The organism is Maribacter algarum (ex Zhang et al. 2020) (genome assembly GCF_005885635.1).
Lineage (GTDB): Bacteria > Bacteroidota > Bacteroidia > Flavobacteriales > Flavobacteriaceae > Maribacter_C > Maribacter_C algarum.
Genome location: NZ_VATY01000001.1, coordinates 765,806 through 780,095, shown reverse-complemented (window position 1 = coordinate 780,095; position 14,290 = coordinate 765,806). Strand labels below are relative to the sequence as shown.

Below are 14,290 nucleotides of genomic sequence, written 5' to 3'. Positions count from 1 at the left end.
ATATTTGCCACGTTAAAAATTAGAAATATGTCGATTGCAGATTTTTTTGATAGTGGATTTCGCAAAAGAAATCAAGACCATTTTGCCGCTATTGTTCGTGTAGCCATGAGTGACGGTGTAATTACTGAAGACGAGCAAGCCTTTTTAGATAGGCTGGCGCGAAAACTAGATATTTCTGATGGTGATTACAAAGAGATATTAAAAGACTACATGAGCCATCCGGTGAATCCGCCAAGTAGCTACGACCGTAGATTAGAACGTTTATATGATTTAGCACGTATGGTATATGCAGATGATGAGCTGGGGGAGCGTCAGACCACTATGCTTGAACGTTTGTGTGTAGGACTTGGATTTTCAACCGCCAATGTAAACTATGTGGTTGACAAAGCTTTGAAACTTGTTCATGCTGGTGTTGATGAAGATAATTTTATCGATGAGATAAAAAATATGAACCGCTAAGCTTTAAAACATTCAGAAAAAAGGGGAGCAATTGCTCCCCTTTTTTAATGATATTTCTCTAAAAACTCTTGAAGCTTTTCTACCATCTTTCTACTTCCGCAGAAAAAGGGTACTCTTTGATGTAATTCTGTTGGTTGAATATCCATTATACGTGATTTGCCACCAATGGCCAAGCCATTAGCCTGCTCAGCAATAAAAGCCATAGGGTTACACTCATATAATAAACGAAGCTTTCCGCTTTGCGTGACGCTGCTTTTAGGGTACATATAAATACCACCTTTAATCATGTTTCTATGAAAATCAGATACCAAAGAACCAATGTATCTAGAGGTGTAAGGCCGGTCGTCTTCCTCCTGTTGGCAATATTTGATGTAGTCTTTTACACCTCGATGAAAATGCACATAATTGCCTTCATTGACAGAGTATATTTTACCCTTTTCAGGAAATTGCATATTAGGATGAGAAAGATAAAAAGTTCCAATCGCTGGGTTTAATGTAAATCCGTTAACACCATCTCCTGTGGTATACACCAACATGGTCGATGTTCCATAGACCACATAGCCAGCGGCAACTTGTTGATTTCCGGGTTGCAGAAAATCTTCTAGAGTAACAGGAGTTCCGACAGGAGTAACCCTTCTGTAGATGGAGAAAATAGTTCCCACAGATACATTTACATCAATATTCGATGATCCATCCAAAGGATCTATTAAAACCACGTACTTATTTTGATGTTGCTCATCGTTACTATTAATACTAATAAAATCATCTTCTTCTTCAGAGGCGATTCCGCAAACAATCTCCCTGTTTTTAAGTGTTTGAATGAACTTTTCATTAGCAAGAACATCTAATTTTTGCTGATCCTCGCCTTGAATATTGGTGTCTCCTGCTGCTCCCAACACATCTACAAGACCAGCCTTATTTACTTCATGGTTTACAACTTTGGCCGCCAGACGAATAGCATTGATGAGTTTAGAAAGTTCACCTGAAGAATATTGAAAAGAAGATTGATTTTCAATAATAAATTCTCCTAGTGTCTTATTCTTTTTACGTAACATTTATGGGTTTGTTTATTTTGATGCAAAGATCACCTATTTTGTGAAACTATAACGCTTTACCATTAGTTTCATTGTTTAAATTTATAACTTCGTGTTTTATTTGTAACAATTATGTACAGAATTCGAGAAGCAAGGGCAGATGACATGCCACAGGTATTACATCTTATTCAAGAATTGGCATCTTTCGAAAAGGAAGTCAATGCAGTAGAAGTATCTTCCGAAGACCTTATTAGAGATGGTTTTGGTAACGAAAAACTTTTTCAGTGCTTTGTTGCTGAAACAGATGATTCAATTGTCGGAATGGCCTTGGTTTATCCAAGATACTCTACTTGGAAAGGTCCGGTTATTCACTTGGAAGACTTGATTGTCACGGAGCAAATGAGAGGAAGTGGTTTGGGCAGCGCATTACTAACTGAAGTCGTCAAATATGGAAACAGCTTAGGTGTAAAACGTATCAGTTGGGAAGTGCTTGATTGGAATGAACCCGCTATAACCTTTTATGAAAAGAAAGGTGCGCGTGTAATGCGCGACTGGGATGTGGTTCAGCTTGATGAAAAGGGAATGCAAGCTTTTTTAGAGAATAGATAGTATTTATGAGAGTATTCAAATTTGGAGGAGCATCGGTTAAAGATGCGGATGGGGTTAAAAATGTTGCAAAGGTTTTACAAGAAGTAGGGCATGAAAACACCTTAGTCGTTGTATCTGCCATGGGAAAGACCACAAATGCGATGGAAGCTGTGGTCGATGCATATTTCAATGATAAAATTGAGATTGCGAATTCTGTTCAAGAGGTGGTCAACTATCACAATACTATTTTGTCACAATTATTCCCAAATGACAAGCATCCTATTTTTAAAAAAGTGAAAGCACTTTTTGATGAAGTACAAGGGTTTTTGGCTTGGAACAAATCGCCAAACTACAACTTTGTATATGACCAAGTAGTAGGGTATGGTGAGTTGGTTTCAACTTCAATCATTAGTGAATATTTGAATGAAATAGGATTGAAGAATAATTGGTTAGATGTTCGAGAACTTATAAAAACTGATGATAGTTATAGGGATACAACTGTAGATTGGGACAAGACACAAAATAATGTTTCCAGCATTATAAATCGCACTATTCTTAATATCACACAAGGGTTTTTAGGTAGTGATAACAACAATTTTACCACAACTTTAGGCCGAGAAGGTTCAGATTACACAGCAGCAATTTTAGCCTATTGTCTTAACGCCAGTTCGGTTACGATTTGGAAAGATGTCCCCGGGGTTTTAAATGCTGATCCCAGATATTTCGAAGAAACCCAATTATTGAATAATATATCTTATCGAGAGGCAATTGAACTTGCATTTTATGGTGCCTCTGTTATCCACCCAAAAACTTTACAACCGCTTCAGGGCAAAGAGATTCCTTTGCATGTGAAGTCCTTTATTAATCCAAAAAATGCAGGAACAACAGTTGGTAAAGGAATTGGAATCGAACCGGAAGTACCTTGTTTCATAGTAAAAAAGAATCAGGTGTTGATGAAACTTTCTTCTTTGGACTTTTCCTTTATCGTGGAAGATAGTATCAGTGAGCTTTTCAAAATGTTTCACGAGTATAAGATGAAAGTCGATTTAATTCAGAATTCCGCAATTAGTTTTTCGGTATGTGTCGATAACAAATTTGGCAGACTTGAAGAACTTCTGAATAACTTGAAAAGTAGATTCAAAGTCACTTGTCAAGAGGATGTTTCATTATACACCATTCGCCACTTCAATAGCAAAGCAATAGAATCTCTTTTAAACGGACATGAAGTCCTTCTAGAGCAACGAGGCAAAGAAACCGTTCAATTTGTAATCAAATAATTCCTGGGTTTAACATTTTGGCAGGCAACCATTTTAAAATGGACTTGTCTTTGAAAGTGTTAAAATGCACCCCTCAAATGGGGATTTTCCTATATTTACCGTTACCTAAATTAATCATGAATGGGTTTAGTGACCGCTAAAGAATTGGCCAAAGCCATCAATCTCGATAAGTATGGCTTTTTCGGCACCTTTATCGGCTGGTTTTTGATGAAGGTTACTCGAATATCTAGCATCAACAGATTTTACGATAGTGTAAAGCATCTTGAAGCAAAGGAATATGCCGATGCTATTCTCAAGCATTATGAAATTGACTTTGAGATTCCCGAGGAAGATTTTAAACGATTGCCCAAAGAGGGACCTTACATAACCATCTCAAACCATCCCTTGGGTGCTATTGATGGCATACTGCTCTTTAGACTATTGCTTGGTCAAAGGTCAGATTATAAAATCATGGCGAATTTTCTATTACAACGCATGGTGCCCATCGAACCTTATATTATTCCCGTAAATCCATTTGAAGATAGAAAGGATGTTAGAAGTAGCATTGCCGGTTTCAAAAGTGCCCTACAACATTTAAAAGATGGTCATCCTTTGGGGATATTCCCGGCAGGAGAAGTTTCAACGCATAAGGAGGGAAAACTTTTAGTAGATAAGCAATGGGAGGAAGCTGCCTTAAAACTAATTCGGAAAGCCGAAGTGCCCGTGGTTCCCATTTACTTTCATGCTCGAAATAGTAAGCTTTTTTATCGCTTGGCTAAAATCAGTGATATTTTCCGCACAGCGAAGATACCTTCTGAAGTATATACGCAAAGGAATCGTCCAATAAAGGTGCGTATTGGGCAGCCCATAACTGTGAAAACACAACAAGAACAAAGTAGCTTCGAAGATTTTGGTGATTTGCTTCGAAAGAAGACCTATATCTTGGCGAACGCATATGCCAAAGAACGTTTGATAGATCAAATTCCGACAACTTTAAAACTTCCCAAGCAACCTAGAAAGATTGTTACGGCTGTGCGCACGGAGGTGATTGAAGGCGAGATTGAAAAGCTGATTGAAAAGGATAGAAGAATGTTGCAGAGCAAGAACTATGAAGTCTTTTTAGCTCCTGCGAACGAAATGCCATTTACATTAAAGGAGATAGGGCGACAACGTGAAATCACTTTTCGTGAGATAGGGGAAGGAACCAATAACTCCATTGACATTGATAAATTTGATGCCTATTACCATCATATGTTTCTTTGGGATAACCAAGCAAAAGTGATTGCTGGAGCCTACCGCATGGGACTGGGCGCTGAGATTTTCGCAAAGTACGGAATAGATGGTTTTTACTTGCAGGATTTATTCCGGTTTGAGCCTGAACTTTTTAGTATGATGCAACAGTCGATTGAGATGGGTCGTGCCTATATCATCAAAGAGTATCAACAAAAGCCGATGCCATTATTTTTACTTTGGAAGGGTATTGTTCATACCACCCTTCGACATCCTGAGCATAAGTATTTAATCGGTGGTGTAAGTATCAGTAACCAGTTTTCGAACTTCTCGAAATCCCTTATGATTGAGTTTATGAAATCGCATTATTGGGATCCTTATGTGGCACAATACATCCGTCCTAAAAAGGAGTTCAAGGTGAAGCTGAATGATGCCGATAAAGAATTTGTATTCGATGAGACTCAGTCTGATTTAAATAAGTTTGACCGACTTATTAATGAAGTTGAGCCTGGTAATCTTCGTTTGCCTGTTTTGATTAAGAAGTATATTAAGCAGAATGCAAAAGTGATTGCGTTTAATGTAGATCCACTTTTTAATAACTCGGTAGACGGATTAATGTATATCAAAATTGCGGATCTTCCTGAGAGTACAGTAAAACCGGTTATGGAAGAGTTTCAAGCAGAGTTGGAACGCAAATTTACCGAGGCTTACCAGAACGGGAATGCTTAGTCAATTCCTTCGTCTATTCTACTCCACAGCTTGCTTCATTACGTACAACAATTCTGTTGCAATTTGAAGACTTCTTTCGCGATATTTTTCTTTTTGCTGAGGTGTATTGTCAAAGGCTTTTGGATCTTCAAAAGTTATCTGAAAACGACCATCAGAACCTCCCACAAACGGACAACCTTTATCAGCTGATGAGCAAGTCATTATGGCTGCGAAATTTGATTTAGGATTAAAATCATCATCGAAGGTTTTAGAAAAACCAACAATAGGATGCGAGTTTGCCGAATACTTAACACTATAAACAGGATTGTCCGTTACAGATAATTTAGCAATCATAAAACCATGATTTTTTAGGGTTTCAGCGGCCATAGGAAACATGGCTGTAGCTTCGGTACCACCGGAGTAGCAAGCGATATTTTTAATACCTGTATAATGTGCTAAAGTTTGTGCCCAAACCTGCGATAGATGGCTTCTTCTTGAGTTGTGCGTACAAATGAAATTTAGTGCGATTGCTTTTTTGTTCGCTATTCTCTCTTTGATATAATTTACCAAAGGGTTTAAGACTTCTTTTCGACCTTCAGAAATTTGGTCGATATCCAAAGATGAGATAGTCTGTCCTATCTCAGGAAATACTGGTTCTTCTGCCATCTCTTTTTCTATGTGCCAACTGTTTCACTTCTTCTCTCGAAAAGCAAATTATCTTTCCAAACACCATCCAATTTGCCAACTCGTTCACGTTTGCCGATATATCGGAAGCCCATCTTTTTATGGAGTTCAATACTTCCTTCGTTTTCTGGGAAAATTCCTGACTGAATAGTCCAAAGGCCTTCTGCTTCACTTTCTTGAATCAAGGTTTGCATTAAAAGTTTACCAACACCTTTACCACGAGCATTAGAGCTAACGTAGACACTTACTTCTCCGATTCCTCCATAAACACATCTACTGGAAACTGGGGATAGTGCGGCCCAGCCGAGAATTGTATTACCTGTAACAGCGACAAGTCTACAGGTCTGCATATGAGCTGCATCCCACGCTTCATAAGTTGGTATGCTTGTTTCGAAAGTAGCAAAACCCGTAGCAATACCTTCGGTGTAAATTTTGGAAACTGCATCCCAATCAGAAGCTTCCATTTTTCTGGTGTTTATATCTTTAGGCATACTAGCAGCAAGTTACTTTTGAACGGTAATTTAGCCAAATATTCTTTGGTTTTTTTAGCATTAGAATGAAATGCAATAAGGCCAAGATTGTCGCACCGGGAATAACGTTTACCGAAACAAATTGAAACAGTGTATTGGCTTGAGATACTGCGATGGAATCCACAAAAAGCATAGCTCCTTCGGAGATATCTAGACGTAAAGCTAAAACAAGAATAATTGCCGAAAAATGAAAGGCATTGGCAAAAAGATGTACGATATATTCCCATTTGGGTAGTCCGCCCATAAAGCTTCTGCTTTCCTTTTCATGATATGCGTCTATGCCTAATACAATGATGTCTATAACTACCAGAGCAATTCCAGTTAAGAAAAATGAAAAGCTGGTTTCGTTTATAAACAATAACCAAACAATCAATGGAAACAAAATGGCTCTAACCGTATGCGTCTTATGTTCAAATAGGCTTTCTTCTCTATCAAAAAGTCTATATTTCCAGATGTGGAGATAGAACCCGTCGTAAGTCGCCAGCAACATAAAGAGAATCAAACTGGCGGTCGCTAAATAAAATAGAATATCCATAATACTTTGGTTTTAGTTAGTTATTAATTAGCAACATCCGCTTCCTGGAGCACAGGAATTACTTTCTTGAGCACTGGCTTCTACAGTAACCCCACAAGTTTCTTTTGCCTTACAATCTGTTTGCTCAACACCTAACTTCATTATGATTCTGTCTTCTGATAGTTCAACATCATTTACAAAGAGTTGCGCCATATGAAAATTGGGATTGCTATATTCGAATTTTACTTCAACTTCTCTCTCCATAGGTTTTATAGAGTCAACTTTATTTAGAATACCTAAGGCTTTGAAAGCTGTCATGGTGCCTTCGGTATCTATTTCATTCGGGTCTTCCCACAGTTGGATGATTGTTTCCTTCCAGAAATCAGTTTTTGCACCACAATCAACAGAATCAACCGTAATATTTTTGATTTCTGTGATGTGATAGTTTGATCTTATGAAGCTGTTCGGTTTGTATTCAAACAATAGTATTTTACCTGGATTGTCTTTCAAAAGGGATAAAAGTTCGTTTGTTTTCATAATTATATTTTAACAACAATTAAATTTAGTTTTATCAAAGAAGGAGTTTAAGAGGTCTTGTATTTCCTTCCATTTTTCAAGGTTGATACAATAGCAGACTTTTTTTCCATCAATTGCACCTTTTATCAAATGAATACTTTTCAATTCTTTCAGATGTTGGGAAATTGTGGGCTGGGCGAGCCCAATTTCATCAACAATATCATTGCAAATACAGGCCTTCTGCCCACTTATATACTGTAGAATAGCAATGCGTGCTGGATTGGCCAATACTTTAAAGATTGTAGCCAATTCATTTTGTCTGTTATTGAATATTTGTGTCTTGGTAATTCCCATTACATATTTATATATTGCAATATTACGATAATAAATAATATAAAAAAAGTCAAACTCAAAAAATCTGACTTTCTTTAATTAATTAGAACCAAGGTTTCTGACCTGCTTGATAGGTATTGTAAAATTCTTCATCCGACTTTGTGAGATACATAATACCTTCTACAAGACCGACAATCCATGAAATCATCGAGGTTATTCCACAGGTGAAAAAACCTAAAATACCAAGAATTAGCATAATAATTCCTTCTTTTTGATATCCTAGGATGAACTTGTGAATTCCAAGTGAACCTAATACAATCGCTAGTATACCGGCAAGCATTTTTTTGTTTTCTGTTGATGAAGTGTTGAAGGCCTCTTTGGCACTATCCGCAAATTCATTTGCGGTCTTCTTTGCATCATCCGCAAAATCACTTGCTGCTTCCTTAGCATCTTCGGCGAACTCCTTAGTAGCTTCTTTTGCATCATCAAACTTCTCACTTGCTTTATCTCCTAACTCGCTTGCCTTCTCTTTAGCGGAATCAAAAGCATCTTCAGCCTTATCCGCTAGATTTTCTGCTCCTTCTTTAGCACTATCCATCGCATCATCGGCCATATCGCCTAAATCCTTGTTTTCTTCTGACATGGTATTGTTTTTTGGTTATTATTGTTGCTAAATGTAGCAAATATTTATAAATCAGAGAAATGCTTTGTCAATAGGCTCCCATAACTCTAGTTTATTGCCTTCGGGGTCTAGAATCCAACCAAATTTGCCATACTCAAATTCTTCTATTTCACCGACCACGGTAACACCTTCTTTTTTCAAAACGGCTAATAGCTCAACTAAATTTTCAACCCTAAAATTCATCATGAATTGCTTTTCACTTGGCGCAAAATATTTTGTGTCTTCATTCATGGGGCTCCATTGTGTAGAGCAATCATTCCCATCTTTGTCTTTCCACCAGAACGTCCAACCATAATTATCCGTTGGAATTCCTAATCGCTCTTTATACCATTTCTTTATTCCGTCTGGATCTTCACATTTGAAGAAGAATCCTCCTAAACCTGTTACTCTTTTTTTCATCACAAGTGTTTTTGTCATTCCCCCGAAGGTGGGAATCATACTATTTGTTTTTTACATTCTTTTCGTAAAGCGATATCCAATTTTCAACGGTCATTTTAGTGCAAAGCTCCTCGATTAGTTCATAAGGAACTGTTTCCAACTTTTTGAAACGAATACAACTTTTGCCCATGTCTAATTTTGTCTTGACATACTTCGGGTACTCGGCTACAAACCAATCATGTAGTTTTTGGTCGGCATAAATTCCTGAATGATATAAAGCAATAAAATTCTTTTGAGAAGCTATGTTTATAAAGGGCAAGGGAAGTTTTGTATCGCAATGGTACCCATCTGGATAGATAGAATGTGGAACCACCCAACCCAACATGCCATAACTCATTTGTTCTTGAAAACCTTTCGGTAGGTTCTCGGAAATAATTGCTCTTAACTTAGTAATAACAGGTTGCCGTTCTTCAGGAAGCTGCTTGATATATTCTTCTGGAGAATTTGCTTTGTAGTTCATAAGACTAGTTTTTGCGTTGAAGTATTAATGCTGAAATTAATGAAATTATTAAACCTATAATGAGAACAGTTATGAACATGATAAAGGCCATAAAACCGCTACACCAATCGGGAATTTCTTCCGTGTGCCCTTGTTCTCGCATCATAGCCACGTAATCTGTAAAAAAATCAGGATTGATAACTGAGGTATAGATGAAATCGGCAATAGCGATACCACTCGCTGTAAAGATTGATATTAATATACCAATTAGAAGACCTTTGGTTAAAGTAACTTCCCCGCTATTTATGTTATCTCGAAAGTGTTTTATCCCGAAGAAAATAAATAACAATGAGACAACCATGGTGAGATAACCCACAACCTCTTGGGTAGAAAAGTCCATTCCTTTTCCAAAATAAAGTCCTGATAAAAAAAGTACTATGGCTAGAAGAAAACCATAGAGTCCGAATTTGATAACTGTGTTTTTCATAATACCTGTGTTTATTATTAGATAGAACAAAAGTAAAATCGGAGGAATTTTTGGGACTCATACTAAAGTACTAAAATGCTCGTACTTTAGTATTTATTCAGATGATTTTAGATAATTCGAAGTTTTTTGGCGATTTGTACTGCCTGTGTTCTTCGTTTGGCATCTAGTTTGACTAGAATATTTGACACATGAGTTTTTATCGTGCTTTCGGATAAAAAGAGTTTATCGCCTATTTCCTTATTTGATAAGCCTAAAGAGATTTCTTTTAATACTTGATATTCTCTTTTGCTAATATCGAGAGACGCAATCTTCTTATGGTCAATTGCGTTTTGTGGTAGCTCTTTCTTGTGAAGACTTCGTTTATTTAGGTAGATTCCAATAATAAAGAATACAATTGCGACAACGGCAATTATTATTTCAATATTCCTATTACCGCTGATAAGTGTGTATTTGCTGATTTGAAATAGTAGGAGCAAGGCTAGAATGAGTAAGCCAAAAGTGATAACCGTTTTTTTCACCTTTTAAAGTTAACAAAACTTCGCCTTGATTTTATCTACAACAGTTTGGGCTAGTTTAATTTTACTTTCTACCGTCCAACCGGCAACATGTGGAGATAGAATTACATTTTTTGAATCGATAAGATATTGAAATGCTTCTGACATTTGAGCATCAACAAACATATTTTCAAAGGACGTTTTTTCATATTCCAATACATCCAAACCGGCTCCAAGAATTTTTTTAGACTTCAATGCAGCTACCAAATCTTCAGTAACTACACATTTGCCACGGGCAGTGTTAATCAACCATACGGATTTTTGAAATGCACTGATGAATTCAGTATTAACCATACCGATTGTAAATTCGGTTTGCGGAACGTGAAGACTTAAAACATCGGCTCTTTGTTGCAATTCTAATATACCCACCTGACGCGCATTTTCATCTCCGACTCCACCTTGAATATCATAGCAAATAACCTCTGCTACATCAAAGCCCTTTAGTTTTTTGGCAAAGGCTTTGCCCATATTTCCGTAGCCAATGATTCCTACTACTTTGCCTTCTAATTCCAGTCCTCGATTGCCTTCGCGGTCCCATTTTCCAGAGCGGACTTCCCGATCTGCTGTATGTAATTTATTGAAAAGCGCGAGTAACATACCCAAGGCATGTTCACCTACAGCGTTCCGATTTCCCTCTGGTGCGGCTGCTAGAAAAATACCTCTAGATTTGGCATAAGCGGTATCTATGTTTTCCAATCCGGCGCCTAACCTTCCAATGAATTTTAGGTTTGTAGCTTTATCAAGAAATGCCTCATCCAAAGAAAAACGACTTCTAATGATTATACCGTCATAGGCATGAATCTTCTGTTCAATTTCTGTCTTTGACGAAGTGTAATCCTCATCATTTTGAAACCCAAGCGCTTCAAATTGTTCTATTATTAAAGGGTGATTGGTATCTAAGTGTAGGATTTTCATAAAAAAGAATTTAGATTTTGGGATAATGGTTTTGCGTCATTTCATGTTCGAGCTCCCCGGTATGAGCAGTATTCTGTTTTTCGAAAAGCAAAAGATGAACCTCTTCGCCATCCTTAGTTGACGGACAGTGTTCAACCCCTTTTGGTACCACAATAATTTCCCCTTCCTTGACAACTTCTATCCGGTCGCGAAACTTCATATAAAGAGTTCCTTTTAAAACTTGAAAAAGCTCATCTTCATTTTCATGAGCATGCCAAACAAACTCGCCTTGTACTTTAGCAAGAATAACCTGCATGTCATCAACAACTGCTATTTGATGCGGATGCCATTGCTTGGTGAAAAGGGAATGTTTTTCTTTTAGGTTTATGGGTTTCATGATTGAAAATTTTAAATTCCTAAAACAAGCTTGGCAATCCAGAAATATATCAAGATACCAAAGATATCATTGCTTGTTGTTATAAAAGGACCTGTTGCTATGGCCGGGTCAATACCTCTTTTATCTAAGAAAAGTGGGGTGAAGGTGCCTATGAAACCCGCTACTATTATTACAGCTATTAAAGAAATTGAAATAGCTAGGGCAGTTAAAAAATCTCCTTTCCAAAACCAGGTGAATAGGAGTAAAATTGCAGCTAGAATAAGTCCGTTTAGCAATGCTAAAAGCATTTCTTTTATTAAGCGATTTCCAACGCTCCCTTTTAAATCATCATTCGCCAAACCTTGAACGATAATAGCACTCGACTGTACACCAACATTACCAGCCATCGCAGCAATCAAAGGAGTAAAAAAGAATAGTATGGCATGTTTTGAAATCATCTCCTCAAAACCACCCATTATTGCAGCCGCACCTAATCCGCCAAAAAGCCCAAGAATAAGCCAAGGTAAACGCGCACGTGTCAATTCCCAAACGCTATCATCAGCTTCGACATCTTGCGAGATACCAGCTGCCAATTGGTAATCTTTATCCGCCTCTTCCTTGATTACATCTACAATATCATCAATAGTAATTCTTCCGACCAATCGCCCAATTTCGTCAACTACGGGAATAGCTTCCAAGTCATATTTCGACATGATTTTGGCAACCTCTTCAGGGTCCTCATTTACATTGACAGAATCTACTTTTGGAATATAAACATCCCGAATAGGTGAGGTCGTGGAGGTAGTCAGTAAATCCTTTAAAGACAAACGACCTATAAGTTTTTCTTCATCATCTACAACATAAATGGAATGCACGCGAGTAACGTTTTCGGCTTGAGACCTCATTTCCTTCACACAAGTGAGCACATTCCAGTTTTCTTTGACCTTGACCAGTTCTTTTGCCATAAGTCCACCGGCGGAATCTTCGTCATAGCGAAGTAAGTCGACAATGTCTTTGGCATGTTCTTTATCTTCGATTTCCGAGATAACTTCTTGAACTATTTCATCAGGAAGTTCAGCAATAATATCTGCGGCATCATCGGTGTCGAGTTCCTCTAATTCTTCTGCAATTTCCTTTGTAGAAAGATTACTAAGAATAGCTTCACGCACATCCTCATCCAACTCTGTAAGAACATCGGAAGTTTTATCACTATCAAGGAGTTTGATAAGATAGGTTGCTTCGTCAACCTTTAGCTCATTGGCAATTTCAGCAACATCGGCATAGTGGACCTCTTCCAAAAGGGATACCAAGGCGGAATCTTTTTGATTCTCGATCAGCTGTGCAATTCGAGCTAGGAGCTCATCTGTGAGTTTAAAGGATGTCATTTGCTATCTTCTTCGTCAACCCGATAAAATCGGCTACTGCCAATTGTTCAGGGCGTCGGTCAAATATAGCATCTTCTTTGAGAATATCAGAAAGCCCGAAGGTTTTTAAACTGTTGCGGATGGTCTTTCTACGTTGATTAAAGGCGGCCTTTACTACCTGATAGAATAATTTTTCATCACAATCAAGTTTGAAATTTTCTTTTCTGGTCAAACGTAATACTCCAGATTGCACTTTAGGAGGCGGGTCAAATACCTGTGGATGAACGGTAAATAAGTACTCTGCATCATAAAAGGTCTGGACGAGAACTGATAGAATTCCGTAGGTCTTATTTCCTTCTTTTTCACAGATACGGGCGGCTACTTCTTTTTGGAACATCCCCGAAAATTCAGGAATCTGTTCCTTCATTTCCAGCATTTTAAAAACAATTTGGGTGGAAATATTATATGGGAAGTTTCCGGTCACCGCGAATTGTTCTTCTCCAAATAATTTTGATAGGTCATACTTTAAAAAGTCTGCTTCGATAACTTTGAAAGAACACTCACCTTGTAAAACCTTAGGATGTTCTAGCGGAAAGCTATGATTTAGATAAATGATGGATTCTGAATCTAAATCCATTGCCACTAAATCAATGGGATTCATCAAAAGGTACTTCGTAAGAACTCCGGTTCCTGGACCGATTTCTAGGACATTTTTGTAGCCTTTAAAGGAAAGTGTTTCAGCAATTTGCCGTGCAATAGTTTCATCTTTTAAAAAGTGTTGTCCGAGATGTTTTTTGGCCTTAACTGGGCTATCATCTCGTTTCTTTTTGTCTTTCCAAGTCTGATAGGACTTTTTCTTGCTTTTACCCATACCTAGTGCTCACTAACGATTTCCAACTCAGTGCGGAATGCTACGAATTTTCCAGCGAATAGTTTGGTGATATCTTGACGTAATCGGTCGGCATCTTCTTTGTAATATCGCTCTAATGTTTGTTTATCTGTTGTGGTATATTGAACAGAGTAGGTGACCCCTCCCATTTCTTCTTCCACTAAAACTTTGCACATTTTGGCATTGAGGAATTTCCCGGTTGCTAGAACGTCGGGAATATGGGTTTCCTTCATCCATTTAAACCAATTGTCATGAACAGATTCTTCTATATTGATGGTAACGTTGTATATGTACATAAATAGATTTATTTTTTCA

20 protein-coding genes are annotated in these 14,290 nt (G+C 37.6%); 4 read left to right on the top strand and 16 right to left on the bottom strand.

All coding sequences use genetic code 11. The features are described from left to right. Positions 1–27 precede the first annotated feature (27 nt). Positions 28–459 (top strand): tellurite resistance TerB family protein, encoded by a 432-nt coding sequence (locus FEE95_RS03340; protein WP_138656409.1) that lies wholly within the window; start codon positions 28–30, stop codon positions 457–459. A 44-nt stretch (positions 460–503) separates the two neighbouring features. Here FEE95_RS03340 and fbp read toward each other — a convergent pair whose 3' ends face one another. Then, on the bottom strand, positions 504–1,514 hold the full coding sequence (gene fbp, locus FEE95_RS03335) for a class 1 fructose-bisphosphatase (RefSeq protein ID WP_138656408.1): 1,011 nt from the start codon (positions 1,512–1,514) through the stop codon (positions 504–506). A 111-nt stretch (positions 1,515–1,625) separates the two neighbouring features. On the opposite strand from fbp, the gene FEE95_RS03330 reads away from it, so the two are divergent. From FEE95_RS03330 to FEE95_RS03320, 3 genes are all read left to right on the top strand, one after another. Next, complete coding sequence (locus FEE95_RS03330) at positions 1,626–2,102, top strand: GNAT family N-acetyltransferase (RefSeq protein ID WP_394347945.1); 477 nt, start codon at positions 1,626–1,628, stop codon at positions 2,100–2,102. Between the two features lie 5 nt (positions 2,103–2,107). After that, the gene (locus FEE95_RS03325; protein ID WP_138656406.1) at positions 2,108–3,358 is read left to right on the top strand and encodes an aspartate kinase; all 1,251 of its coding nucleotides are present in this window, start codon (positions 2,108–2,110) and stop codon (positions 3,356–3,358) included. Between the two features lie 120 nt (positions 3,359–3,478). After that, positions 3,479–5,296 (top strand): GNAT family N-acyltransferase, encoded by a 1,818-nt coding sequence (locus FEE95_RS03320; protein WP_138656405.1) that lies wholly within the window; start codon positions 3,479–3,481, stop codon positions 5,294–5,296. Between the two features lie 18 nt (positions 5,297–5,314). On the opposite strand, the gene FEE95_RS03315 is transcribed toward FEE95_RS03320, so the two are convergent. The 15 genes from FEE95_RS03315 to FEE95_RS03245 all read right to left on the bottom strand — a co-directional run bounded on the left by FEE95_RS03315 (position 5,315) and on the right by FEE95_RS03245 (position 14,271). Then, entirely contained in the window at positions 5,315–5,941 is a 627-nt protein-coding gene (locus FEE95_RS03315) for an arsenate-mycothiol transferase ArsC (protein ID WP_138656404.1), read from the bottom strand. 8 nt (positions 5,942–5,949) lie between these two features. Further along, on the bottom strand, positions 5,950–6,450 hold the full coding sequence (locus tag FEE95_RS03310; RefSeq protein WP_238474491.1) for a GNAT family N-acetyltransferase: 501 nt from the start codon (positions 6,448–6,450) through the stop codon (positions 5,950–5,952). 1 nt (position 6,451) lies between these two features. Then, positions 6,452–7,024 carry a hypothetical protein gene (locus FEE95_RS03305; protein ID WP_138656403.1) on the bottom strand — a complete coding sequence of 191 codons (573 nt, stop codon included), beginning with the start codon at positions 7,022–7,024 and terminating at the stop codon, positions 6,452–6,454. Positions 7,025–7,051: 27 nt separating this feature from the next. Further along, positions 7,052–7,540, bottom strand: coding sequence for a DUF6428 family protein (locus FEE95_RS03300; RefSeq protein ID WP_138656402.1), 489 nt, complete (start codon positions 7,538–7,540; stop codon positions 7,052–7,054). Positions 7,541–7,549: 9 nt separating this feature from the next. After that, positions 7,550–7,873 (bottom strand): ArsR/SmtB family transcription factor, encoded by a 324-nt coding sequence (locus FEE95_RS03295; protein ID WP_138656401.1) that lies wholly within the window; start codon positions 7,871–7,873, stop codon positions 7,550–7,552. A gap of 82 nt (positions 7,874–7,955) precedes the next feature. Beyond that, a complete protein-coding gene (locus FEE95_RS22455) occupies positions 7,956–8,495 on the bottom strand; it encodes a TM2 domain-containing protein (RefSeq protein ID WP_138656400.1) in 540 nt (179 codons plus the stop codon). A gap of 51 nt (positions 8,496–8,546) precedes the next feature. Then, positions 8,547–8,933 (bottom strand): VOC family protein, encoded by a 387-nt coding sequence (locus FEE95_RS03285; RefSeq protein WP_138656399.1) that lies wholly within the window; start codon positions 8,931–8,933, stop codon positions 8,547–8,549. A 40-nt stretch (positions 8,934–8,973) separates the two neighbouring features. After that, complete coding sequence (locus tag FEE95_RS03280; protein ID WP_138656398.1) at positions 8,974–9,432, bottom strand: DUF1801 domain-containing protein; 459 nt, start codon at positions 9,430–9,432, stop codon at positions 8,974–8,976. Positions 9,433–9,436: 4 nt separating this feature from the next. Next, entirely contained in the window at positions 9,437–9,898 is a 462-nt protein-coding gene (locus tag FEE95_RS03275; RefSeq protein ID WP_138656397.1) for a DUF4199 domain-containing protein, read from the bottom strand. 107 nt (positions 9,899–10,005) lie between these two features. Next, positions 10,006–10,416: a response regulator transcription factor gene (locus FEE95_RS03270; protein WP_138656396.1), complete on the bottom strand. Its 411-nt coding sequence runs from the start codon at positions 10,414–10,416 to the stop codon at positions 10,006–10,008. 9 nt (positions 10,417–10,425) lie between these two features. Then, positions 10,426–11,367 carry a 2-hydroxyacid dehydrogenase gene (locus FEE95_RS03265; RefSeq protein ID WP_138656395.1) on the bottom strand — a complete coding sequence of 314 codons (942 nt, stop codon included), beginning with the start codon at positions 11,365–11,367 and terminating at the stop codon, positions 10,426–10,428. A 10-nt stretch (positions 11,368–11,377) separates the two neighbouring features. Continuing rightward, on the bottom strand, positions 11,378–11,743 hold the full coding sequence (locus tag FEE95_RS03260; protein WP_138656394.1) for a cupin domain-containing protein: 366 nt from the start codon (positions 11,741–11,743) through the stop codon (positions 11,378–11,380). Positions 11,744–11,754: 11 nt separating this feature from the next. Beyond that, on the bottom strand, positions 11,755–13,107 hold the full coding sequence (gene mgtE, locus FEE95_RS03255) for a magnesium transporter (protein ID WP_138656393.1): 1,353 nt from the start codon (positions 13,105–13,107) through the stop codon (positions 11,755–11,757). Next, on the bottom strand, positions 13,094–13,957 hold the full coding sequence (rsmA, locus tag FEE95_RS03250; RefSeq protein ID WP_138656392.1) for a 16S rRNA (adenine(1518)-N(6)/adenine(1519)-N(6))-dimethyltransferase RsmA: 864 nt from the start codon (positions 13,955–13,957) through the stop codon (positions 13,094–13,096). The genes mgtE and rsmA overlap by 14 nt, the downstream gene beginning before the upstream one ends. Before the next feature lie 2 nt (positions 13,958–13,959). Continuing rightward, a complete protein-coding gene (locus FEE95_RS03245) occupies positions 13,960–14,271 on the bottom strand; it encodes a DUF4286 family protein (protein WP_138656391.1) in 312 nt (103 codons plus the stop codon). Between the last annotated feature and the right edge of the window lie 19 nt (positions 14,272–14,290).